This window comes from Intrasporangium sp. Soil_C_50 (genome assembly GCF_057656595.1).
The window spans coordinates 206,231-228,641 of sequence record NZ_JBDGKB010000006.1 but is presented as its reverse complement, the minus strand read 5'-3'; the positions used below and the strand labels follow the sequence as shown (position 1 = coordinate 228,641).

General features: G+C 72.7%; 19 protein-coding genes. 9 read left to right on the top strand and 10 right to left on the bottom strand.

Features of this window, described 5'->3' with window-relative positions; all coding sequences use genetic code 11:
- Positions 1 to 388 precede the first annotated feature (388 nt).
- The 7 genes from AC3A5R_RS15220 to AC3A5R_RS15190 all read right to left on the bottom strand — a co-directional run bounded on the left by AC3A5R_RS15220 (position 389) and on the right by AC3A5R_RS15190 (position 9,039).
- Positions 389 to 1,675: a thymidine phosphorylase gene (locus AC3A5R_RS15220; RefSeq protein ID WP_487621611.1), complete on the bottom strand. Its 1,287-nt coding sequence runs from the start codon at positions 1,673 to 1,675 to the stop codon at positions 389 to 391.
- A 90-nt stretch (positions 1,676 to 1,765) separates the two neighbouring features.
- Positions 1,766 to 2,176: a cytidine deaminase gene (locus tag AC3A5R_RS15215; protein WP_487621610.1), complete on the bottom strand. Its 411-nt coding sequence runs from the start codon at positions 2,174 to 2,176 to the stop codon at positions 1,766 to 1,768.
- A complete protein-coding gene (locus AC3A5R_RS15210) occupies positions 2,173 to 3,447 on the bottom strand; it encodes an ABC transporter permease (RefSeq protein WP_487621609.1) in 1,275 nt (424 codons plus the stop codon). The genes AC3A5R_RS15215 and AC3A5R_RS15210 overlap by 4 nt, the downstream gene beginning before the upstream one ends.
- Positions 3,444 to 4,565 carry an ABC transporter permease gene (locus AC3A5R_RS15205; protein ID WP_487621608.1) on the bottom strand — a complete coding sequence of 374 codons (1,122 nt, stop codon included), beginning with the start codon at positions 4,563 to 4,565 and terminating at the stop codon, positions 3,444 to 3,446. Before AC3A5R_RS15205 ends, AC3A5R_RS15210 begins: the two co-directional genes overlap by 4 nt.
- Positions 4,562 to 6,292: an ABC transporter ATP-binding protein gene (locus tag AC3A5R_RS15200; RefSeq protein ID WP_487621607.1), complete on the bottom strand. Its 1,731-nt coding sequence runs from the start codon at positions 6,290 to 6,292 to the stop codon at positions 4,562 to 4,564. The genes AC3A5R_RS15205 and AC3A5R_RS15200 overlap by 4 nt, the downstream gene beginning before the upstream one ends.
- Before the next feature lie 217 nt (positions 6,293 to 6,509).
- Positions 6,510 to 7,568, bottom strand: a complete 1,059-nt coding sequence (locus tag AC3A5R_RS15195) for a BMP family lipoprotein (protein WP_487621606.1) — start codon at positions 7,566 to 7,568, stop codon at positions 6,510 to 6,512.
- A gap of 229 nt (positions 7,569 to 7,797) precedes the next feature.
- Positions 7,798 to 9,039, bottom strand: a complete 1,242-nt coding sequence (locus tag AC3A5R_RS15190) for an amidohydrolase (RefSeq protein WP_487621605.1) — start codon at positions 9,037 to 9,039, stop codon at positions 7,798 to 7,800.
- A gap of 95 nt (positions 9,040 to 9,134) precedes the next feature.
- On the opposite strand from AC3A5R_RS15190, the gene AC3A5R_RS15185 reads away from it, so the two are divergent.
- The 4 genes from AC3A5R_RS15185 to AC3A5R_RS15170 all read left to right on the top strand — a co-directional run bounded on the left by AC3A5R_RS15185 (position 9,135) and on the right by AC3A5R_RS15170 (position 12,899).
- On the top strand, positions 9,135 to 9,899 hold the full coding sequence (locus tag AC3A5R_RS15185; protein ID WP_487621604.1) for a (2Fe-2S)-binding protein: 765 nt from the start codon (positions 9,135 to 9,137) through the stop codon (positions 9,897 to 9,899).
- 9 nt (positions 9,900 to 9,908) lie between these two features.
- Positions 9,909 to 10,883, top strand: coding sequence for a pseudouridine-5'-phosphate glycosidase (locus AC3A5R_RS15180; RefSeq protein WP_487621603.1), 975 nt, complete (start codon positions 9,909 to 9,911; stop codon positions 10,881 to 10,883).
- Between the two features lie 3 nt (positions 10,884 to 10,886).
- Positions 10,887 to 11,759 carry a carbohydrate kinase family protein gene (locus AC3A5R_RS15175; protein WP_487621602.1) on the top strand — a complete coding sequence of 291 codons (873 nt, stop codon included), beginning with the start codon at positions 10,887 to 10,889 and terminating at the stop codon, positions 11,757 to 11,759.
- A 285-nt stretch (positions 11,760 to 12,044) separates the two neighbouring features.
- The gene (locus tag AC3A5R_RS15170; RefSeq protein ID WP_487621601.1) at positions 12,045 to 12,899 is read left to right on the top strand and encodes an endonuclease domain-containing protein; all 855 of its coding nucleotides are present in this window, start codon (positions 12,045 to 12,047) and stop codon (positions 12,897 to 12,899) included.
- Positions 12,900 to 12,989: 90 nt separating this feature from the next.
- Here AC3A5R_RS15170 and AC3A5R_RS15165 read toward each other — a convergent pair whose 3' ends face one another.
- Both AC3A5R_RS15165 and AC3A5R_RS15160 read right to left on the bottom strand, forming a co-directional pair.
- On the bottom strand, positions 12,990 to 14,582 hold the full coding sequence (locus tag AC3A5R_RS15165) for an acyl-CoA mutase large subunit family protein (RefSeq protein ID WP_487621600.1): 1,593 nt from the start codon (positions 14,580 to 14,582) through the stop codon (positions 12,990 to 12,992).
- 230 nt (positions 14,583 to 14,812) lie between these two features.
- A complete protein-coding gene (locus AC3A5R_RS15160; protein WP_487621599.1) occupies positions 14,813 to 15,328 on the bottom strand; it encodes a GbsR/MarR family transcriptional regulator in 516 nt (171 codons plus the stop codon).
- 103 nt (positions 15,329 to 15,431) lie between these two features.
- Here AC3A5R_RS15160 and AC3A5R_RS15155 point away from each other — a divergent pair, with 103 nt between their 5' ends.
- The 4 genes from AC3A5R_RS15155 to AC3A5R_RS15140 all read left to right on the top strand — a co-directional run bounded on the left by AC3A5R_RS15155 (position 15,432) and on the right by AC3A5R_RS15140 (position 20,023).
- On the top strand, positions 15,432 to 16,385 hold the full coding sequence (locus AC3A5R_RS15155; RefSeq protein ID WP_487621598.1) for an ABC transporter ATP-binding protein: 954 nt from the start codon (positions 15,432 to 15,434) through the stop codon (positions 16,383 to 16,385).
- Positions 16,382 to 17,983 carry an ABC transporter permease gene (locus AC3A5R_RS15150; protein WP_487621597.1) on the top strand — a complete coding sequence of 534 codons (1,602 nt, stop codon included), beginning with the start codon at positions 16,382 to 16,384 and terminating at the stop codon, positions 17,981 to 17,983. Before AC3A5R_RS15155 ends, AC3A5R_RS15150 begins: the two co-directional genes overlap by 4 nt.
- 83 nt (positions 17,984 to 18,066) lie before the next feature.
- Complete coding sequence (locus AC3A5R_RS15145; RefSeq protein WP_487621596.1) at positions 18,067 to 19,155, top strand: mannose-1-phosphate guanylyltransferase; 1,089 nt, start codon at positions 18,067 to 18,069, stop codon at positions 19,153 to 19,155.
- Positions 19,156 to 19,219: 64 nt separating this feature from the next.
- Positions 19,220 to 20,023: a hypothetical protein gene (locus AC3A5R_RS15140; RefSeq protein WP_487621595.1), complete on the top strand. Its 804-nt coding sequence runs from the start codon at positions 19,220 to 19,222 to the stop codon at positions 20,021 to 20,023.
- On the opposite strand, the gene AC3A5R_RS15135 is transcribed toward AC3A5R_RS15140, so the two are convergent.
- On the bottom strand, positions 20,013 to 20,990 hold the full coding sequence (locus tag AC3A5R_RS15135; RefSeq protein WP_487621594.1) for an SDR family NAD(P)-dependent oxidoreductase: 978 nt from the start codon (positions 20,988 to 20,990) through the stop codon (positions 20,013 to 20,015). The genes AC3A5R_RS15140 and AC3A5R_RS15135 overlap by 11 nt on opposite strands.
- A 128-nt stretch (positions 20,991 to 21,118) precedes the next feature.
- Here AC3A5R_RS15135 and AC3A5R_RS15130 point away from each other — a divergent pair, with 128 nt between their 5' ends.
- Positions 21,119 to 22,318, top strand: a complete 1,200-nt coding sequence (locus AC3A5R_RS15130; protein ID WP_487621593.1) for a glycosyltransferase family 4 protein — start codon at positions 21,119 to 21,121, stop codon at positions 22,316 to 22,318.
- Positions 22,319 to 22,411 lie beyond the last annotated feature (93 nt).

Genomic DNA, 22,411 nt, shown 5'->3' with positions numbered 1-22,411 from the left:
AGACGAGGTATTGGCATCGATTTTTGACACGCTGTTGAGTTCTCAAGCATCAGACACACACCATCAACCACACCCACCATCGCGGGCCCGGCCTCCGGGGCAACCCTTCAAACTTACCCGCCGTCTCGACCTGAGTCAAACTCGCGAGCCGCTCCGAAGAGGCACCTCACGCGACCCTCCGGAGAGGGTCTGGCGGGTCCGACAGCCCCCGTCCATCAGGGCGGGTTTCCCATCGGTGTCAGTCCCCGGGACCCGGCCGCCTCGGCGTCCGTTCCGCCCTGTCGGGCTGACGTCGTAAACGTTAGCCCGTGGACCCGGCCGAAGACAAATCCGGGTGCCCCGAGCGGGCGACCTACCCCGTCCACCGCTCGGGGACAACGGGATCCGGTCAGGCAATGCGGTCGATGACGATGGGGTCGAGCACCGGGCGCGAGCCTTCGGGCGCCACGAGGATGCCGCCCTCGAGCGCGGCGACGGCCCGCTCGAAGCGGTCGGGCTCGTCGGTGTGCAGCGTGAGCAGGGGCTCTCCCCCACGCACCGTGGCTCCCGGCTTGTAGTGGATCTCCACGCCGGCACCCGCCTGCACCGGGTCCTCCTTGCGGGCCCGGCCGGCGCCGAGGCGCCACGCGGCGACGCCCACGGCGAGCGCGTCGAGCTCGACGAGGACCCCGTCGGCCGGCGCGAGCAGGTGGTGGGTCTCCTTCGCCGTCGGCAGCGGCGCGTCCGGGTCTCCCCCCTGCGCCGAGATCATCCGGCGCCACGCGTCCATCGCCCGTCCGTCCTTGAGCGCGTCGGCCGGGTCGACGTCGACGCCCGCTGCCTGGACCATCTCGCGCGCCAGGGCGAGCGTCAGCTCGATGACATCGTCGGGTCCGCCGCCCTCGAGCACCTCGACCGACTCGCGCACCTCGAGGGCGTTGCCCGCCGTCAGCCCCAGGGGGGTGCTCATGTTCGTCAGCAGCGCGACGGTCTTGACCCCCGCGTCGGTGCCGAGGCGCACCATCGTCTCGGCGAGCTCGCGCGCCTGCCCGAGCTCCTTCATGAACGCCCCGGACCCGACCTTGACGTCGAGCACGAGCGAGCCCGTCCCCTCGGCGATCTTCTTGCTCATGATCGACGTGGCGATGAGGGGGACGCACGAGACCGTGCCGGTGACGTCGCGCAGGGCGTAGAGCTTCTTGTCGGCGGGCGCGAGGCCGGAGCCCGCGGCGCAGATCACCGCACCGACGTCCTCGAGCTGGGCGAGCATCTGCTCGGCCGACATGTCGGCCCGCCAGCCGGGGATCGACTCGAGCTTGTCGAGGGTGCCGCCGGTGTGGCCCAGGCCGCGACCGGACAGCTGCGGCACCGCGACGCCGCATGCCGCGACGAGCGGTGCGAGGGGCAGGGTGATCTTGTCGCCGACGCCACCGGTCGAGTGCTTGTCGCTCGTCGGGCGTGAGAGCGACGAGAAGTCGAGCCGCTCCCCCGAACGGATCATCGCGTCGGCCCAGCGCGCGATCTCGCGGGGGCTCATGCCGTTGAGGTAGATGGCCATCGCGAGCGCGGACATCTGCTCCTCGGCGACGACGCCGCGCGTGTACGCGTCGATGACCCAGTCGATCTGTGCGTCGGTCAGCTCGGACCGGTCGCGCTTGGCGGAAATGACGTCTACGGCATCGAAGGCTTCGCTCACGCGACCATCATTCCCCAGCGCGGCACGCGTCGGAGCGGGGCCGCCGGTTTCCGCCACGGGCAGACCCGGCCTCGGGCCTGCCCGTCCTCCTCAGCCCTCCGCGGCGTCGAGGTCGGCGCGCCCGAACGCCTGCGGCAGCACGGCCGACATCGGCAGCTCGCCCTCCGGCGTCATGAGCAGGCAGTCGGGGCCGCCGTTCTCCCAGAGCAGCTGACGGCAGCGCCCGCACGGCATGAGCGCCTGGCCGTCTCCCCCGACGCAGAACACGTGGGTGAGACGGCCTCCGCCGGTGGCGTGCAGCTCGGAGACCATGCCGCACTCGGCGCACAGCGCGACGCCGTAGGCCGCGTTCTCGACGTTGCAGCCGGCCACGACGCGTCCGTCGTCGACGAGACCGGCCACCCCGACCCGGAAGTGCGAGTACGGGGCGTACGCGCGCTCCATGAGCTCGACGGCGCGCCGCCGGAGGGACTCCCAGTCGGCACCGGCCTGGTCGGTCACGACGCCTCACCCTTGCGGTACACCTGTCCGTCGGCCGCGGGCATCCGCAGCCGCTGCGAGGCGAAGGCCAGGACGAGCAGTGTCGCGACGTACGGCGTCATGGCGGTGAACTCGTTGGGCACGCTCGGCGCGGACAGGAACCAACCGAGGGCGAGCACACCCATGACGACCATCGGCACGCCCTTGAGCGGCTTGCCCTGCCGGCGCCGGACGACCTGCCAGATGCCCCACGCGATGAGCGCGACGGCGATCGGCAGCAGGTAGGCACGGACGACGTCACCGCCGCCGCGCAGCTGCACCGCGTCGCTGTAGCCGAAGAGAGCCGCGCCGCCGGCCAGGCCGCCCGGTCGCCAGTTGCCGAAGATCATCGCGGCGAGGCCGATGAAGCCTCGACCACCCGTCTGGCCCTCGCGGTAGAGGTTGCTGGCCACGAGGACGAGGAAGCCGCCGGCCAGCCCGGCGAGGCCGCCCGAGACGAGGACCGCCGTGAACTTGTAGCGGTAGACGTTGATGCCGAGCGTCTCGGCCGCCACCGGCGACTCGCCGCACGAGCGCAGCCGCAGGCCGAAGGCCGTGCGCCACAGCACCCACCACGTCACGACGAGCAGCAGCACGGCGATGACCGTCAGGACGTTGAGGTTGGTCGTCAGCGCCCGGAGCACCGCGGCGAGGTCGGACACCAGCCACCAGTGCTTCTGCTCGAGGGTGAGCAGCGGGTCCGACAGCCCGGGGATCGAGAGGAAGGGCAGCTGCTCCAGCGGCGGGGACTGCGTGGGGCCGCCTCCCGGCAGACCGGTGAAGGTGCGGACGGCGAGGTAGGCGCCGGCCCCGAGACCCAGCAGGTTGATGGCCACACCGGACACGATGTGGTCGACGCCGAAGACGACCGTGGCGAGCGCGTGGACCGCGCCACCGACGACGCCCGTGAGGATCGCACCGAGGATGCCCGCCCACGGCCCGTAGTGGTAGCCGAAGAAGGCACCACCCCACGTCCCGAGGACCATCATGCCCTCGAGACCGATGTTGACGACGCCGGCGCGCTCGCTCCAGAGGCCGCCCAGGCCGGCGAGGCCGATCGGGACGGCCAGACCGATGGCAGCCATGAGCGCGCCCGAGGAGTCGATGTCGTTGGCGCCGGTGATGACGCGAACCGTCGAGAGGACGAGGAGGCCGCCGACGATGATGGCCGCCCAGAACCACCGGGGCCGGCCGGTGCGCTTGGCCGGCGGGGCCGCGGCCGGGGCGGTCTCGGTCATGACGGGGGCGCTCATGCCACCGCTCCTTCCGTCGGGGCACCGGCTTGCCGGGCGAGCTCGCTGGCGACGCGGCGCTGCTCGAGGGCGACGTTCGCGCGGCGAACGACCTCGTAGGCGATGACGACGGACAGCACGATGACTCCCTGGATGACGAGCACGAGGCGGTCACTGACCCCGGCGCTGATCTGCAGGCCGTTGCCCTGGGCGTCGAGGTAGGCGAACAGCAGCGCTGCGAAGCCGATGCCGATGGGGTTGTTGCGGCCGAGCAGGGCGATGGCGATGCCGGCGAAGCCCAGGCCGGCCTGGACGGTGTCGCCGTACACGTAGTCCTGGCCGAAGAGCAGCGGCATGCCGACGAGGCCGGCTGCAGCGCCGGAGATCAACATCGACGTCAGCACCATCCGCTTGACCTTGACGCCGCTCGCGACGGCCGCGGACTCGGACCGGCCGGTCGCGCGCAGGTCGAAGCCGAACCGGGTCTTGTTGATGACGAACCAGTAGAGGACGCCGACGAAGATGGCGAGCAGGACGAGGCCGTAGACCTTGCTCGGGGTCGCGATGATGCCGTCAAGAGAGATGCCCGGGACGCGGGAGTCCGCCGGCAGCGGCTTGGTGTTGGTCGCGTTGCTGCCCTGGACCTTCTCGGCGGTCTTGCCCAGCAGGAAGGCGACGAGCAGGGTCGCGATCGAGTTGAGCATGATGGTGGAGATGACCTCGGAGACGCCTCGCGTCACCTTGAGGACGCCGGCGATGCCGGCCCAGACGGCGCCCGAGGCCATGGCGACGATGATGGCGACGATGATGTTGAGCCAGCCGGGCAGGTAGCCCTGGCCGGCGAAGAGCGCTGCCGCGAACGAGGCGACGCGGTACTGGCCGTCGACACCGATGTTGAACAGGTTCATCCGGAAGCCGATGGCCACGGCGATCGCGGAGAGGTAGTACACCGAGGCGGCGTTGATGATCGCGACCATCTGACGCGGCAACGGGACCTTGAACAGCTGGGCCCACACGGCACCGACGGGGTCCCCGGCGACGTACAGGATGATGCTCGTCACGACGACCGCCACGACGATCGACAGGAGCGGCGCCGCGATCGCCATGAGGATGCGGCGGGCGTCCAGGCGGCCGGTCATCGGGTCTCCCCCTCGTCGTGGGTACCGGCATCGTGCGCGTCGGTCGACGCGTCGGGCACGGCGGCAGCGGCGTCACTGGACGCGTCAGGCGTGGCTGGCGTACCGGGCGTAGCGGGCGTGGCGGGCGGGGCGTCGGTCGACGCGTCGGGCGCGGGCGTCGTGGACACGTCGGCGGACTGCGCCCCGGTCATGGCGGCGCCGAGCTCCTCGCGGGTCACGACGTCCGGGTCGAACTCACCGGACAGCTTCCCTCGCAGGATGACGCGGATGGTGTCGGACAGGCCGACGAGCTCCTCGAGGTCGGCCGAGATGAGCAGGACGGCGAGGCCGTCGCGGCGGGCCGCCTTGATGTGGTCCCAGATCGCGGCCTGCGCGCCGACGTCGACGCCGCGGGTCGGGTGGGCCGCGACGAGGACGCGCGGATTGCGGCGCATCTCGCGGCCGATGATGAGCTTCTGCTGGTTGCCGCCCGACAGCGAACCGGAGGTCACGTTGATGGAGGGGGTGCGCACGTCGTACTCGTCGACGATCGTCTGCGTCTCGCGCTTGGCGCCAGAGGCGTTGACGAGGATGCCGCCGGGCCCCGACACGTTGACCGCCTCGGTCTGGTGCCCGAGGACGACGTTCTCCCAGAGCGGGGCCTCGAGGAGCAGCCCGTGGCGGTGACGGTCCTCGGGGATGTAGCCGATGCCGGCCTCGCGGATCTCGCGGACCTGCCAGTCGGAGATGTCGGCGTCGCCGAGCAGGATGCGGCCGCTCGAGGGCTCGCGCATGCCCATGATGACCTCGACGAGCTCGGCCTGGCCGTTGCCCTCGACCCCGGCGATGCCCACGATCTCGCCGGCGTGGATCGTGAGGTCGATGTCCTCGAGGAGGGCGCGTCCGCCGGCCGGGTCGGCCAGCGACGTGTCCTCGATCGTCAGCAGCGGGGTGGTGGTGACCGTCGACTCCTCCGTGGAGGGCGAGGGCAGCTCGGAGCCGACCATGAGCTCGGCGAGCTGGCGCGGCGTCACACCGGTCGGGTCGACCTCGGCGACGGTCGTGCCGCGTCGGATGACGGTGATGGCGTCGGCGACCTTGAGCACCTCGTCGAGCTTGTGCGAGATGAACACGACGGTCAGGCCCTCGGACTTCAGCTCGCGAAGGTTGTCGAAGAGCTCGTCGACCTCCTGCGGCACGAGGACCGCGGTCGGCTCGTCGAGGATGATGATGCGCGCGCCGCGGTAGAGGACCTTGAGGATCTCGATGCGCTGGCGGGCGCCGACCCCGAGGTCGGCCACGAGGACGTCGGGCCGCACGTCGAGGCCGTACGCCTCGGAGATCTCGCGGATCTTGGCGCGGGCGGCGTCGCCGATGCCGTGCAGCTTCTCCGCGCCGAGGACGACGTTCTCGAGGACCGTGAGGTTGTCGGCGAGCTGGAAGTGCTGGAAGACCATGCCGATGCCGGCCTCGATGGCGTCGGACGGCGAGCGCAGCTGGCGGACCTGGCCGTCGACCTCGATGGTGCCCTCGTCGGGCTGCTGGACCCCGTAGAGGATCTTCATGAGGGTCGACTTGCCGGCGCCGTTCTCGCCGACGATCGCATGGACCGTGCCCTTGTCGACGGTCAGCGCGATGTCCTTGTTGGCGATGACGCCCGGGAAGCGCTTCGTGATGCCCTCGAGCCGGACGGCCGGGGCGCCGTGGTGGACGGCCTTCGGAGGCTCGCTGGGCTCGCCCCCGGTCACGGGCTCGTTGCTGACGATGACACACACTCCTCATGCGGGCCCGCCTCGACGCGGGCGTCGATCGAGTATTGAACCAGCACTCGCGAACCTAACGCGCCGCGCCGTGCCGGGTGGGGAACTCGGGTGAAGATGCGACGGCCCGGGCGACGCGCACGCGTCGCCCGGGCCGCCCGGTGGGGCGACCGCGAAGGCCGCTCCCCTCCGAGAATCAGGACGATCAGGACTTCGGGACGGTGATCTCGCCCGAGATGATCTTCTGCTTGTACTCGTCGAGCTTGCTCTTGATGTCGTCGATGTGGCCACCGGTCGTGGCGTAGTCGACACCGCCGGCCTTGAGGTCGAAGACCCGGTTGCCGGCCTTGAAGGTGCCGTTCTTCACCGCGGTGATGAAGTCGTAGACACCGACGTCGACCTTCTTGATCATCGAGGTGAGGATGACGTCGCGGACGTCGGCCGGGGCCGTCTTGGCCTGGTCGGAGTCGACGCCGATGGCCCACTTGCCGGCCGCCTTGGCCGCCGTGAAGACACCGCCGCCGGAGCCGCCGGCTGCGTGGTAGACGACATCGGCGCCGCCCTGGTACATGCCGTCGGCCGCGGCCTTGCCCTTGTCGACCGAGTTGAAGCCCGAGAAGTCCGGCGGCTGCGTCAGGTACTTGATGTCGATCTTGACGTCCGGCTTGACCGCCTTGGCGCCGGCGACGTAGCCCGCCTCGAACTTCTTGATGAGGTCGGTCTGGACGCCACCGATGAAGCCGATGTGGTTCGTCTTCGTCTTGAGGGCCGCGGCCGCGCCGACGAGGTAGGAGCCCTGCTCCTCGGCGAAGGTGATCTGGTCGACGTTCGGGCCGGCCGAGTCGGGCGACGCGTCGTCGACGATGGCGAACTTGACGTCGGGGTTGGCCTTGGCCGTCTCGCCGACCGCCTTGGCGTACGCGAAGCCGACGGCCACGATGTTGTTGTAGCCGGCGTCGATGAGCTGCTGCAGGCGCTCCTTGCGGGCCGACTCGGGCTCGCCGTTGACCGCAGCCGCCTCCTTGGTGTCGGCACCGAGCTCGGTCTTGGCCTTGTCGAGGCCTGCAGCGGCGGCGTCGTTGAACGACTGGTCGCCGCGGCCACCCACGTCGTAGGCCATACCGATCTTGAGCGTGCCGCCGGCCCCGCCGGTGGACCCGCCCGTGCTGCCGGGGGACGTCGTGTTGTTGGTGCTGCTACCGCAGGCCGCGAGGCCGAGAGCGGCGGCGGCGACAACAGCCGCGACCTTCGTTGCGTGACGCAAGAGGTGCTCCTTAGGAAATTCGACGGGCCGACGACGACATCGGCCCAGATGCAGGGAACTGTAGACCTCGACGGGCAACGATCTACGCAGCGCGGCGGAAGTCACGGGAAGTGTTATCGATCCGCGACCGCTGTGTCGTGAGATCGACAGGACACGCTCGGTGATCTGTGTCATGGCGTGCAGGAAGTGCCCGGGAAACACGCGGCTGAGGAGCTGCCGGAACCGTGGGTCAGCGGGCGATCCCGAGCCGGCGCGGACGGTCGGCGTCGGCCGTGCGGGCGGCGGCCGCGGAGAAGACGACGCCGGCGAGCGTCCGGGCGCCGATGGGGATGGCGGCCTCGTCGACGACAAGGTCGCCGCGGTGCAGGTCGTACGTCGGACCGCCGGGGGTGCGCGTGCCCAGACGCGCCATCGCGCCGGGCACGTGGGTCAGGTACCAGGCGAAGTCCTCGCCGCCGAGCGACTGCGGCGTCGGCGCGACGAAGGCCCCCGCGCCGGTGACGGCGGCGGTGAGCGCGTCGATGCAGCCGGCGTCGTTGACGACCGGCGGAACGCCCTTGGTGATCGTGACCTCGGCGTGCACCGCGTACGGCGAGACGACGGCGTGGACGACCTCCTCGAGGAGGCGCTCGACGCCGTCCCAGATGCTCGCGTCGAGCATCCGCAGCGTGCCGCCGACCTTGCCCGAGGACGGGATGACGTTGTGGGCGCCCCCCGAGTGGACCGAGCCCCAGACGAGGGCGGCCCCCGCGCGGGGGTCGAGACGCCGCGACAGCACCGCCGGCACGTCGGTGACGACCTTGGCGAGTGCGTACGTGAGGTCCTGGGTCAGGTGGGGTCGGGAGGTGTGACCGCCGCGTCCGATGAGCACGACCTCGACCTGGTCGGCGGCCGCGGTGATGGGACCGACGCGCAGGCCGACCTGTCCGGCGTCGAGGTTGGGGTCGCAGTGCAGGGCGAAGATGCGGTCGACGCCGACGAGGCCGTCCTGGGCCACGACGTCCTCGGCGCCGCCGGGCATCAGCTCCTCGGCGGGCTGGAAGACGAGCCGGGCGCCGATGCCGGACGCGACGAGCCGGGCCTCCTCGTTCTTCAGCGCGAGCGCCGCGCCGAGCAGGGCCGTGGTGTGCACGTCGTGGCCGCACGAGTGGCTGACGCCGTCGGTGCCGGAGGCGAAGTCGAGGCCGGTGGCCTCGCGGATCGGCAGGGCGTCGATGTCGGCGCGGAGCGCGATGCGCTGGGCCGGGTCGGCGGCGCCGAGGTCGGCGACGAGGCCGGTGCCGCGCAGCCGGCGCACCCGGATGCCGGCGGTCTCGAGCCGGTCGGCGATGGCCGCGGTGGTGCGGACCTCGCCGCGCCCGAGCTCGGGGTGGGTGTGCAGGTCGCGACGGAACGCGATGAGCTCGGCCTCGTGCTGGTCGACGACGCGTCCGATCGCGTCGAAGGGCAGGGGCAGGGCGGCGTCGGTCACGATCACGGGATTCTAGCGAGAGGATGGTGCGAGCCCCGGCACCCCCGGGGACGTCGGTGTGGGCGACACGCGGCGACGGACCCCTGGGAGGCGACGTGGACGGGCCGGAGGCGGACGCGTCGGGCCTGCCCCGCGACGCCACGGGCGCCGACCCGGACGGCCCTCGCGGACGAGCCGCCGCCGTCCTCGACGTGCTGCGACGCGTCGACCGCGCGCTGTCCTTCACGACCGTCACGCCGGACGCGTCAGCCGCGACGACGTGGTGCGCCGACGTCCTCGCCCACGTGCGCGCGGGGTCCGATCCGCTGGCGCCCTGGCGCGAGGCGCTTCGCGGACAGATGGAGCAACGTCACGGCGTGCCGGTCGCGTCGCACGTGCCCGCCGCGTTCGTGCTGCAGTGGTGGTGCGAGGTGGCCGCGACGCCCCTGGCCCACGCGGCCGCGCTCGGTCCGTGGGTGCTCGCACCCGACGCGTCGGGGCTGGGCTTCGAGCTCGCACCCGGGCTGTACCCGCACCGACTCGTCGTCGACCCCGCGCGGACCGCGCTCGAGGTGGAGCCGGCCGCCGACCGCCGGGCCTCGCGGGCCCGTGCCGTGTACGAGGACCTCGTGCACGAGGTCGTCGACGCGTTCGCGCCGGAGGTGCGGATGGGCTCGCGCCAGCGCTGGGGCGTCGTCGACGACACGTGGGCGAGCGCGTCCCGGCTCGCCGCCGGGGCCGCCGGGCACGCGACCGGGCCGGAGCCGCGTCGGGTGTCGTGCTGCTTCATCTATGCGCTGCCGGGCCTGCGCGAGTGTGCCGCGTGCCCGCGCAGCGGGAGCCCATCCGGACACCGGTCGGGACCCACGGCGCCGAACTAGGGTGTGGTCATGTCGCCCCGAATGCCCTCGCCCGAGCTGCTCGTCGTCCGGGAGGAGGTGCGGGAAGCCCTCGACGCGGGGCTCGGCGTCGTCGCCCTCGAGTCGACGATCCTCGCCCACGGGCTCCCCCACCCCGACAACGTCGAGGTGGCCGGGCAGGTCGAGGACGCGGTGCGCGCCGGCGGCTCGGTGCCCGCGACGATCGCGGTGCTCGACGGCGTCGTGCACGTCGGCCTCGGGCCGGCCGAGGTCGAGCGGGTGTGCACCGACCCCGACGTCGCCAAGCTGTCGGTCCGCGACGTCGGCGTCGCTGCGGCCCTGGGGTTGTCCGGCGCGACGACCGTGGCGTCCACGTCGGCGCTCGCACACCTCGCCGGCATCCGCGTCTTCGCCACCGGCGGCCTCGGCGGCGTCCACCGGGGTGCGTCCGAGACGTTCGACGTGTCGGCCGACCTCGGCGTCATCGCGTCGACGCCGGTGCTCGTCGTGTGCGCCGGGGTGAAGTCGATCCTCGACGTCGCCGGGACGCTCGAGACCCTCGAGACGCTGTCGGTGCCGGTGCTCGGCTTCCGAACCGACGCCTTCCCCGGGTTCTACCTGTCCGACTCGGGGCACCCCGTGCCCTGGCGGGTCGAGTCGGCCGCCGACGCGGCTCGGGTCCTCGTGACGCGCGACCGGCTCGGCACCGACCGCGCCGGGATCGTCCTGGCCAACCCGCTGCCCGAGGACCGGCAGGTCGACCGCGACCTGCACGACCGGCTCGTTGCCGAGGGCCTCGCCCTGCTGGAGCGCGAGGGCGTGCACGGCAAGGACGTGACGCCGCGCCTGCTCGAGTACTTCCACGAGAGCTCCGGCGGGGAGTCGCTGCGGGCCAACGTCGAGCTCGTCCTCGCCAACGCCAGGCTGGCCGGTGAGGTGGCGGCGGAAGTGTCAGCGCAGGTGCGCGATCTCCGGGACGCCGCTGCCCCGGTCGCGGGGGCCTGAGCGATGCGGTCGGTGGTCGTCGTCGGCGATGTCGGGCTCGACGTCATCACCGCGCCGGGTGGGCCGATCCGCTGGGGCACCGACACCCCGTCGTCGGTGCGTCTCGTGCCCGGTGGCGCCGGCGGCAACTCGGCCGCCTGGCTCGCCTGGGCCGGCATGCCGGTGACCGTCGTGGCACGCGTCGGCAACGACCTCGCCGCGCGTGCCGTCGCCGGTGACCTCGCCGAGCGGCGCGTGCGCACCGCCTTCGCCGTCGACCCGGTGCTGCCGACGTGCGTCGTCACCGTGCTGCTCGACACCGAGGGCGAGCGCACGATGCTGCCCGACCGCGGCGCCAACCGCGCCTTCTGCCCGGACGACGTCTGGTTCGCCGACCTGCCCCACGACGACCGCGAGACCCCGCACCTGCACGTGTCCGGCTACGTGCTGCTCGACCGCGAGTCGCGGCCGGGCGGTCTCGAGGCGCTGCGGCAGGCCCGCGAGCTCGGCTGGACCGTGTCGGTCGACCCGCAGGCGCATGCCCTCGTCGAGCGCGAGGGCGCGGACGCGTTCCTCTCGTGGGTCGACGGCGTCGACCTGCTGCTGCCCAACGCGCTGGAGCTGGACACGCTCGGCGGGTTCGACCGGGTGCTCGGGCACGTGCGTGAGGTGGTCGCCACGGACGGGGCGGCCGGGGCGCGCTGGCTCGGCGAGGGCATCGACGAGGTCGTCGAGGCGCCGCGCATCGACCACGTCGACGCCACCGGCGCGGGCGACGCCTTCAACGCGGGCCTGCTGTCGGTGTGGCTGAGCGGCGGGTCGCGAGCGGCGGCGCTGCGGGCCGGCGTCGACGCGGGGTCCTCGGCCTGCCAGGGCCTCGGCGCACGCCCCCGCTGACCTCCCCTCCCCGATTGGCAGTCCCTCCCCCGGCCGGCCCGACCCCACCGCCCCACCACCCTCTCCGCTCCCCCGCCGCCGTCGCGCTGCGTGGGTCGAGTGGCCGGATCGAACCGGCGGAACGCGTCTTTGGGCGCGTTTCCGGGGTTCGATCCGGCCACTTGGCCCTGTGGAGGGCGCCGGCGCGGAACCAGCGCGGCGGGGCACCATCGGCCGATGCGCGCGGTGAAGGCACTGGTCCGGCTCGGAGGCACAGCGACACGACGGCAGCTTCGGCTCGCTGTCGTGCACTGGCGTCACGTCGACGCTGCGCTCGACGCCGGGCTCGTCGTCCGCACGTCGCGCGGCCACTACTGCCTCGCGGGCACCGATGCGGCCCGCGCGGCTGCGCACCGGCTCAGCGGCGCCGCGTCACACACGACGGCGGCCCTGCACTGGGGCTGGAAGGTGCGCCTGGCATCGGAGGATCCCCACGTGACGGTCCGGGCCAAGCGCAGCCTGCCGGCGGGCGCGTCGAACGGTGTGGTCGTCCACTGGCGCGACCTCGACGCGGACGACGTCGTCGACGGCTGGGTGACGACACCCGTCCGCACCCTCATCGACTGCTGCCTCGACCTACCGTTCCCCGATGCCCTGTCCGTGGCCGACTCGGCACGCCGGGCCGGCCTGCGCCCGTCCGAGGTGCTCGCACGAAGCGCCTGGCTCGCGCCCCGCCAGCGCGACCGCGTCGCCCGGGTGATCGCGGCGTCCGACGTGCGGGCGGCCGGGCCGTTCGAGTCCTCACTTCGGGCCATCGCGCTCGAGGTGGCAGGGCTCGTCGTGGTGCCGCAGACCCGGATCAGGTACGACGACTTCTACGCCAGGGTCGACCTGGCCGACGAGGAACTGCGGATCGTCCTCGAGGCGGACAGTCACGAGTTCCACACGGAGCGCCGGGCGTTCGACCTCGACTGCCGCCGCTACAACGGCCTCGTCACGCGCGACTGGCTGGTGCTGCGGTTCACGTGGGAGCAGGTGATGTTCGAGCCGGACGTCGTGCGGCGCGCCCTCGAAGACGTCGTCGCGCTGCGTCGGTCCCAAGGCCTGCGACGCCTCCGGACGGGCCGAGTGGCCGGATCGAACCGGCGAAAGGCGTCCTGAGACGCGTTTCCGGGTTGGATCCGGCCACTCGGCCCAGAGCACCGGTCGGGCTGGCGCGTTGGTCGGCCAGGTGGTGGGCGTGCCGAGAGGTCAGAAGGTCTCGCGGGGGTGGTAGATGCCCCAGACCTCGCGCAGAGCGTGGGCGACCTCACCGCCGGTGGCGCGGGCGGCGAGCGCCTCCTTCATCGGGTAGAGGACGTTGTCGGTGCCGCGGGCGGCCTCCTGCAGCCGCGCGAGGGCGGCCTCGACGGCGGCCTGGTCGCGGTCGGAGCGCAGCGCAGCGAGGCGGTCGCGCTGCTCGGCCTCGATGGAGGGGTCGACGCGCAGCGGGTCGTAGCGCTCTTCCTGGTCGAGGGTGAACCGGTTGACGCCGACGACGGTGCGCTCGCCGTTGTCGATCTCGAGCTGGACCCGGTAGGCCGACCGCTCGATCTCGGACTTCTGGAAGCCCTGCTCGATGGCGGCCACGGCGCCGCCCTTGTCCTCGACCTGCGCGATGAGGTCGAGGACGGCGGCCTCGATCTCGTCGGTCATCGACTCCACGACGTAGGAGCCGGCGAACGGGTCGACGGTCTTGGTCACGTCGGTCTCGTAGGCGATGACCTGCTGGGTGCGCAGGGCGAGGCGGGCCGCCTTCTCGGTGGGCAGCGCGATGGCCTCGTCGAAGGAGTTGGTGTGCAGCGACTGGGTGCCGCCGAGGACCGCGCCCAGGCCCTGCAGAGCGACGCGGACGAGGTTGACCTCGGGCTGCTGCGCGGTCAGCTGCACGCCGGCGGTCTGGGTGTGGAACCGCAGCATCATCGACTTCGGGTTCTGGGCGCCGAACTGCTCCTTCATGATCCGGGCCCAGATGCGTCGGGCCGCGCGGAACTTGGCGACCTCCTCAAGCAGCGTCGTGCGGGCCACGAAGAAGAAGGACAGCCGCGGCGCGAAGTCGTCGACGGCCAGCCCGGCGGCCTGTGCGGCGCGGACGTACTCCATCGCGTTGGCCAGGGTGAAGGCGATCTCCTGCACGGGCGTCGCGCCGGCCTCGGCCATGTGGTAGCCGCTGATGGAGATGGTGTTCCAGCGCGGCATCTCCTTGTGGCAGTAAGCGAAGACGTCGGCGATGAGGCGGAGGGACTCGCGCGGCGGGTAGATGTAGGTGCCGCGGGCGATGTACTCCTTGAGCACGTCGTTCTGGATCGTGCCGGCCAGCTTGTCGCTCGGCACACCTTGCTCCTCGGCGACGAGCTGGTAGAGCAGCAGCAGCGTCGAGCCGGGAGCGTTGATCGTCATCGACGTCGAGATCTCGCCGAGGGGCAGGCCGTCGAAGAGGACCCGCATGTCATCGACCGAGTCGATGGCCACCCCCACCTTGCCGACCTCGCCGTGCGCGATCGGCTCGTCGGAGTCGTAGCCCATCTGGGTCGGCAGGTCGAAGGCGACCGACAGGCCGCCGGTGCCGGCCTTGACGAGCTGGTGGTAGCGCTCGTTGCTCTCCTTGGCCGTGCCGAAGCCGGCGTACTGGCGCATCGTCCACGGCCGGCCGGTGTACATCGACGGGTAGACCCCGCGGGTGAACGGGTAGCTGCCGGGGGCGCCGAGCTTGGCCTCGGCGTCGAAGCCCGAGAGGGCCGACGCGTCGTAGACGGGCTCGATGGGCAGGTCGGACTCGGAGCGCGCACCGGTGCTGTCAGCCATGGTGCCGAGCGTATCGGCGGGTCGCTCGCCGAGGCGTCGGGCGCCGGTGAACGTTGCCGAACTCACGTGAAGCGGAGGCCACCGAACGTGGCCTCTCGACGAGTGGGAGGCCACCGAACGTGGCCTCTCGACGGGTGGGAGGCCACCGAACGTGGCCTTTCGACAGGCGGGAGGCCACCGAACGTGGCCTCTCGACGGGTGGGAGGCCACCGAACGTGGCCTCTCGACGGTCAGGCGGTGTCGGCCCACTCGGCGAGCAGCTCGGCCTTGCGGTCCTCCCAACGCTCGGCGAGGGTGCGCATCTCCTCGCCGATGAACTCGAGGAAGGACACCGACAGCTGGAGGCGCTGGCCGGCCGGCGTGGCCGTGCCCCCGACGGCCGTGACGCCGGTTCGCATGCTCGACTCCATGTGGTTCATGACGCGGTCGCGGCTGAGGATGGCGCCGTGCCAGGCGTCGGCCTGCACGACGTAGACGTCGCGGCGGGTGCCGCGCTCGCGCTCCTTGCCGATGAGGAAGGTCTGGGTGAGGTAGCGGACGGCCCCGGAGACGGCGGCGGGGCTGACGTCGAGGGCGTCGGTCAGCTCGGCGGCGGTCATCCGGCCGTCGTCGTCGGCGAGCAGGCACGCGAAGACGCGGGAGGCGAGGCGCGGCATGCCGGCCTCGGTCAGGGCGTCGCCGAGTCGCTCGACGTAGGCCGCGACGGCCTGCTCGTCGCGCCGTGGTGCCCTGCGTCGTGCGCCCATCGTCGCCTCCCCGGCGTTGTGGCCGCCTGCGCGGCTCCTGGCCAGACTCTAACCTAGGATCACTTCATTCAGTAAATCGTGAATCTTGTGTATCGTCGAGAGCATGACCACGGCGATCGAGGTCCACGACCTCCGCAAGTCCTTCGGCCACACCGTCGCCCTCGACGGTCTCGACCTCGAGGTGGCCACCGGCGAGATCCACGGGTTCCTCGGGCCCAACGGCGCCGGCAAGTCGACGACGATCCGGATCCTGCTCGGCCTGCTGCGCTCCGACGCCGGCCACGCCACGCTCCTCGACGGCGACCCCTGGCGCGACGTCGAGATGTTGCACCGACGCCTCGCCTACGTGCCCGGCGACGTGGCCCTCTGGCCCAACCTCACCGGCGGCGAGGTCATCGACCTGCTCGCCCGGCTCCGCGGCGGCATCGACGAACGGCGCCGCGCCGACATGCTCGAGCGCTTCGACCTCGACCCGACGAAGAAGGGCCGCTCCTACTCAAAGGGCAACCGGCAGAAGGTCGCCCTGGTCGCGGCGCTGTCCTCCGACGTGGAGCTGCTCGTGCTCGACGAGCCGACATCCGGCCTTGACCCGCTCATGGAGGCGGTCTTCGAGGACGCCGTCCGCGAGTTCCGTTCTGCGGGAGGCACGGTCCTGCTCAGCAGTCACATCCTGTCCGAGGTCGAGTCGCTCTGCGACCGCGTCAGCATCATCCGCGAGGGCCGCAACGTCGAGTCGGGCACGCTGTCCCAGCTGAGGCACCTGGCCCGCACCCGCGTCGACGCCACGCTCGCCAGCCCGCTCGACGCGTCCGAGCTCGCCGGCCTCGAAGGCGTCTCCGACGCGGTCCTCTCGGGCGAGCACGTCTCGTGCAGCGTCGAGACACCGCAGCTGGGCGCGCTGCTCGAGGTGCTCGGCCGGCACGGCATCACCGCCCTGACCAGCGCTCCCCCGACGCTCGAGGAGCTCTTCATGGAGCAGTACCGGCCGTCGAACGGCGAACGCCCCGCGGGCACGACCGACGAGGACGCCCGACGCGGGATGGCGACGCCACGATGAGCGGCTTCACCGGCACCAGCTCCCTGCTGCGGCTCGCCTCGCGCCGCGACCGGCTCCTCATCCCCGTCAGCGTCCTCGCCCTCGTCGGGTTCGCCGCCGGGTCGGCCAAGGCGACGGTCGACCTTTACCCGACCCTGGCGAGCGCCCTGACGATCTTCCGCCCGATCATCGACAACCCCGCGACGGTCGCCCTCTACGGCCCGGTCACGAGCCTCGACCTGGACTCCTTCGCGGTGTTCAAGACCATCCTGCTCGGCGGGGTGTTCGTCTGCCTCCTCGCCTACATCGTCGTGCGCCGGCACACCCGCACCGAGGAGGAGGCCGGGCGCCTCGAGCTGCTGGGGGCGGGCGCCGTCGAACGTCGGGCTCCCCTGACAGCCGCCGTGGTGCTGGCCACCGTCGCCGTCCTGGCGACGGCCGTCCTCAGTGCGCTGTCGCTCGCGAGCGTCGGACTCGACGGGAAGGGGTCGATCGCCTTCGCCGCCTCGTGGACCATCATGGGGCTGTCGTGGGTGGGGATCACCGCGGTGGCGGCGCAGCTGACCGAGACGACGCGCGGCACCGCCGCCATCTCGCTCGGCGCCCTCGGCGTCGCCTTCCTCCTGCGGGCGATCGGCGACACGGCGGCAGCGGACAGCCCGGTCCGGCTCCTCGTGTGGCTCTCCCCGCTCGGCTGGGGCGAACGCGTCTCGCCGTACGGCGCCAACGACCTGCGCCCGCTCTGGCTCGGGATCGCCGCCTTCGTCGTGCTCGTGGGAACGGCCTTCCGGCTGCGGGAGCGGCGCGACCTCGGGGCCGGCCTGCTGCCCAGCCGGCCGGGTCAGGCCCGGGGCTCGATGCGCACGGTCGGGGCCCTGACCGCGCGTCTGGCCCGGGGGACGCTCGTCGGCTGGGCCGTCAGCGCCGTCATGCTCGGCGCCGTCGTCGGGTCCATCGCGAGCAACGTGGAGTCCATGGACTCGTCCGCCTCGACGCGTGACCTGCTCCTCAAGCTGGCCCGCGTCACCAACCGCAACGTGACGATGACCGACCTGTTCTTCGCGACCGAGCTGCACGTCGTCGCCTTCGCCGTGGCGGCCATGGGCATCTCCATCGTCACCCGGCTGCACTCGGAGGAGACGGCGCTGCGTGCCGAGTCGCTGCTCGCCACCGGCGTGACACGGACTCGCTGGGCCGTCTCGCACCTCGTCGTCGCGCTGCTGTCGACAGCCGTGGTCATGGCACTCGTCGGGCTGGCGGCCGGCGGTGCGGTCGCCGCGACGACCGGTGACGTGGGCTCGATGGGCAGGCTCGTCGGTTCCGCGCTCGTCATGGTGCCCGCCATCTGGGTCTGCCTGGCCGTCGCGATGCTCCTCGTCGGAGCCGCGCCCGCGCAGACCGGCCTGGCCTGGGTCGTCCTCATCGTCTTCCTGCTCTTCGGTGAGCTCGTCCAGATCCTCGGGCTGCCGACCTGGCTCAACGACCTGTCCCCCTTCGGGCACGTGCCGTCGATGCCGGCCGACGAGCTGCGCATCCTCCCCCTCGTGCTCCTCACGGCGGTCGCCGCCGTCGTCGCGGGAGCGGGTGTCTGGGCGCTCCGGCGCCGCGACATCGGCTGACCCGAAGACGGGGGGACCGAAGGGCCCCGGCGCTCCGGCGCATCGGGTCGGGCTGAGGGGCCTGCATCGGTACGGTGTGCACCATGAGCGCGATCCCCGGCTTCTGGGCCGTCATCCCCGCCGGCGGGTCCGGCACGCGGCTCTGGCCGATCTCGCGCCGCCAGTCCCCCAAGTTCCTGCACGACCTCACCGGGTCCGGACAGTCGCTGCTGCGCGCCACGTGGGACCGGCTCGAGCCGCTCGTCGGTGACCAGATGCTCGTCGTCACCGGTGTCGCGCACGAGGACGCGGTGCGGGCCCAGCTGCCGATGCTCGGGCACGACGCCGTCGTCGGCGAGCCGTCACCCCGCGACTCGATGCCGGCCATCGGGCTGGCTGCCGCCATGATCGAGCGGCGCGACCCGGAGGCCGTGCTCGGGTCCTTCGCCGCCGACCACGTGATCCGGGACACCGACGCGTTCGAGAGCGCGGTGCGCGAGGCCGTCGCCGTCGCTCGCCACGGCGACCTGGTGACGATCGGCATCGAACCGACCCGTCCCTCAACGGCATTCGGCTACATCCGCCTCGGTGATCCGCTGGGACTGGACGACGCCCCGAGCACCCGCCGCGTGGACGAGTTCGTCGAGAAGCCCGACGCCGAGACCGCGTGCCGCTATCTCGAGACCGGCGAGTTCCGCTGGAACGCAGGCATGTTCGTCGTCGGCGCCACGACCCTCCTCGAGCTGCTGGCCGAGAACCACTCCGACATGGTCGACCACCTGCGCACCATCGCCGCCGACCCGCGCCGGATGCGCGACCTCTGGCCCACCCTGCAGAAGATCGCCATCGACCACGCGGTCGCCGAGCCGGCGGCCGCATCCGGTCGGGTCGCCGTCGTACCGGCAGCCCTCGGCTGGGACGACGTCGGCGACTTCGCCGCGCTCAACCACCTCGTCGCCGGGTCGAGCGGCCTCCCGGGGATCACGGCGATCGGCCCCGCCGACGACATCCTCAGCATCGACTCGACGGCGACGGTCGCCACCGGGGGCCGGCTCGTCGCGCTCATCGGTGTCGACGACCTCGTCGTCGTCGACACCCAGGACGCTCTCCTCATCACGCGCCCCGAGCGGGCCCAGGACGTCAAGAAGATCGTCGAGGAGCTCACCGCGAGAGGGCGCACCGACCTGACCTGAGCCGGTGGCGGCCGCGTCTGCGCAAACGGCCCCTCGGCGCGTCGGGCGGCGCGACAGTGGTGGCATGACCTCGATGCTGCCCGGGCAGGGCGAGTACCTGACGACCGGGTGGGAGCGCGACCTCGACCCCGCCGACTCCCTCGTGCGCCAGGGCATCGACGCCCATGTGTCCTGGGCTCGGGCGCTGACGACGGCCGCGCGCGGCCGGTTCGTCGAGGCCGACGCCTTCTGCGCAGGCTTCGGCGGCGGCGCGTCGGCGCTGCTCAACTGGGCCATCGTGACGCGGCCGCCGGAGGACTGGCGAGCCGTGGCCGAGGAGGTCGTCGAGGCATACGGCCCTGACGCGTCCGCCATCGTCGTCAGCCCGTTCCCGACGCCCGACCTCGCCCCCTACGGCCTCGGGCTCGTCGGCCACCCGCCGTTCATGCTGCGACCGACCTCGACGGTCACCGAGCCGCCGCGGACGACCGTCGAGGTGCGCGAGGCCGTCGACCGCGACGCACTCGCCGCCGCGGAACGCATTCTCGTCGAGGGCTATCCGATGCCCGACATGGCCGACCTGCCACCCGGCGACTTCTACCGGCCCGAGGTCGTCGGCACCACGACGCGCGTCTTCCTCGGGTACGTCGATGGCGCAGCGGTGGCCACCGCTGCTGCCCACTCGGCCGCCGGGCTCACCGTCGTCGAGAACGTCGCAGTCCTGGGCTCGGCCCGCGGACGCGGCGCCGGAGCCGCCCTGACGTGGGCCGCGACGGCCGCCTGGCCGCAGCAGCCAGCGGTCCTCATCGCCAGCGACGACGGCCAGCCGGTGTACGAGCGGCTCGGCTACCTGCGCGTCGTGCGGTGGACGTGCTGGGTCAAGCCGTAGGGCCGGGCACACCCGTCTCGTCGAGGACGAACCGCCAGAAGCGCTCCACGGCGTCGCCGGACTCGACGCCGACGGGCGCGTAGTGCGTCGGCCGACGCCGGCGGTCGTGCCAGAAGCCGCCGGTGCCGGTGGCGTCACCGGTGGCCGTGAGCCACACCGCGGTGTCTGCGCCGGAGTCGGCGTCGCGCAGCAGCGGACCGGTCAGCGCGGCGAACCGGGGCAGCGAGTCGGTGACGCCCGGGGTGTCGGCCCACCCGGGGTGCATCGCGTTGACCCGGATGTCGGCGCCCGCCAGGTCGCGGGCCCACAGCTCGGTGAGGACCAGCTGCATCCGCTTGGTGCGCGCGTACGCGGTGACGCCGGAGTAGCCGCCCGCGGCGCTCGCGTGCCACTCGGGGTCGTCGGCGTCGAGCCTCTGGCCGTAGGCCCCGCCGGAGGTCACGACGACGACGCGCCCTCCGGCGAGGGCGTCGCGCAGTCCGTAGGTCAGCACGTGCGGGCCGAGGACGTGGGTGGCGAGCGACAGCTCGTGGCCCTCCGGCGTCGTCGTGCGCTGCTGCGGCATGACGCCCGCGTTGTGCACGACGGCGTGCAGACGCGGGACGCGCGCTGCGAGGTCGCGGGCGAAGGCCGCCGTGGCGGCGAGGTCGCTGACGTCGGCCACGGCCGGCTCGACCCGTGCCCCGGGCACGTCGGCCTCGAGGCGGCGCTGCGCCTCGTCGAGGCGTTGCTCGTCGCGACCCGTGACGTGGACGACGGCGCCGAGGCGCAACAGCCCTCTCGCCGTGGCCAGCCCGAGCCCGCCGCTGCCGCCGGTGACGAGAACGTGCCTGCCGGCCAGAGCCCCCGGCACCGGGTCCTCCGGCCACCACGCGCGCCGCACCGCCGGGCCGATGCGGGTGTAGCCGAGCACGAGGGACTTGTCCATCAGCCAGTCGAGCGCGGCCGCCGCGTCGTGGAGCACCATGCCGCCACCCTAGGGTCGCCGCCCCCTGGTCTCCACACGGTCACCGGCACGAGGTCGTCACCGAGCCGTCACCCGACCCACCCCGCGGCGTCGCCCGCGTGCCGGGTCGGCACGAGCACGGTGGTGTCGTGCGCGTCGCCATCGTCACGGAGTCGTTCCTGCCGCAGGTCAACGGGGTCACGACGAGCGTCTGCCGGGTCGTCGAACAGCTGGCCGACCGTGGCCACGACGTCCGGGTCGTCGCCCCACGCTGCCGCGACGGTGGCCCCGATGTGTTCCACGGAGCCCGCGTGCACCGAGTCGCCTCGGTACCGGTGCGCAGCTTCGACGTCGGGCTACCGACGCGGGAGGTCGAGCGGGTGCTGCGCGGGTTCGAGCCCGACGTCGTCCACGTCGCGAGCCCCTTCGCGGTGGGGGCGGCCGGCCTCACCGCCGCCCGACGCCTCGCCCTGCCGACCGTCGCGGTCTACCAGACCGACATGGCCGCCTACGTACGCCGCCACACGCCGGGGCCTGCGGGTGCCGCGGCCGCCGCGACGACGTGGCGCTGGATCCGCCGTGTCCACGCGTCGGCCGACCTGACCCTCGCACCCTCGAGTGCGTCGCTCGCCGACCTCGAGGCCCACGGCATCGAGCGAACCGCCCTGTGGGGGCGCGGTGTCGATGCCTCGTTGCACAACCCCGCGTGGCGTCTGGATGCCCTGACGCGGGCGCTGCGGCGCGAGCTCGCTCCCGACGGCGAACGACTCGTCGGCTACGTCGGGCGGCTCGCCCCGGAGAAGGAGGTCGAGCGGCTCGCCGAGCTCGCCGACCTGCCGGGCACGCGCCTCGTCGTCGTCGGCGACGGCCCCTCACGCGAGTCGCTGGGCGAGGTCCTCAGCCAGGCCGTGGCCCCAGCCGCCGACGGACGACCGGGCGGGCCGCTCGCGCCGGCCTTCCTCGGCCAGCGGCACGGCGACGACCTCGCCCGCGCCTACGCCGCCCTCGACGTCTTCGTGCACACCGGCACCTCCGAGACGTTCGGACAGACCCTGCAGGAGGCCGGTGCCACGGGCCTTCCCGTCGTGGCGCCCCGCGCGGGCGGCCCGGTCGACCTCGTCACCGACGGCGTCGACGGCCACCTCTTCGACCCGGAGACGCCGGGATCGTTGCGGACCCACGTCGAACGGGTGCTGGGTGACCCCGTGCACGCGGAGGCGATCGGGCTACGGGCGCACGAGCGCGTCCGCGGACGCTCGTGGTCGGCCGTCGTCGACCGCCTCGTCGAGCACTACGCCACGGCGACGGACACCGCCGCGCAGCGCGTCGCCCGACGCGTCGCGGCCTGACGCGTGCTGCCGCGCCGGGCCGGACGCGTCGAGGGTTCGTGGCCGGTCCGTGACCCCGACGCTGTTGGAATGGTCACAGTGCGCGCTACCCGG

Coding starts and splice junctions, on each gene's coding strand:
- AC3A5R_RS15145 (WP_487621596.1), top strand. CDS start 18,067: ATGAGCGCGATCCCCGGCTTCTGGGCCGTCATCCCCGCCGGCGGGTCC.
- AC3A5R_RS15155 (WP_487621598.1), top strand. CDS start 15,432: ATGACCACGGCGATCGAGGTCCACGACCTCCGCAAGTCCTTCGGCCAC.
- AC3A5R_RS15175 (WP_487621602.1), top strand. CDS start 10,887: ATGCGGTCGGTGGTCGTCGTCGGCGATGTCGGGCTCGACGTCATCACC.
- AC3A5R_RS15180 (WP_487621603.1), top strand. CDS start 9,909: ATGTCGCCCCGAATGCCCTCGCCCGAGCTGCTCGTCGTCCGGGAGGAG.
- AC3A5R_RS15160 (WP_487621599.1), bottom strand. CDS start 15,328: ATGGGCGCACGACGCAGGGCACCACGGCGCGACGAGCAGGCCGTCGCG.
- AC3A5R_RS15165 (WP_487621600.1), bottom strand. CDS start 14,582: ATGGCTGACAGCACCGGTGCGCGCTCCGAGTCCGACCTGCCCATCGAG.
- AC3A5R_RS15135 (WP_487621594.1), bottom strand. CDS start 20,990: ATGGTGCTCCACGACGCGGCGGCCGCGCTCGACTGGCTGATGGACAAG.
- AC3A5R_RS15150 (WP_487621597.1), top strand. CDS start 16,382: ATGAGCGGCTTCACCGGCACCAGCTCCCTGCTGCGGCTCGCCTCGCGC.
- AC3A5R_RS15140 (WP_487621595.1), top strand. CDS start 19,220: ATGACCTCGATGCTGCCCGGGCAGGGCGAGTACCTGACGACCGGGTGG.
- AC3A5R_RS15210 (WP_487621609.1), bottom strand. CDS start 3,447: ATGAGCGCCCCCGTCATGACCGAGACCGCCCCGGCCGCGGCCCCGCCG.
- AC3A5R_RS15205 (WP_487621608.1), bottom strand. CDS start 4,565: ATGACCGGCCGCCTGGACGCCCGCCGCATCCTCATGGCGATCGCGGCG.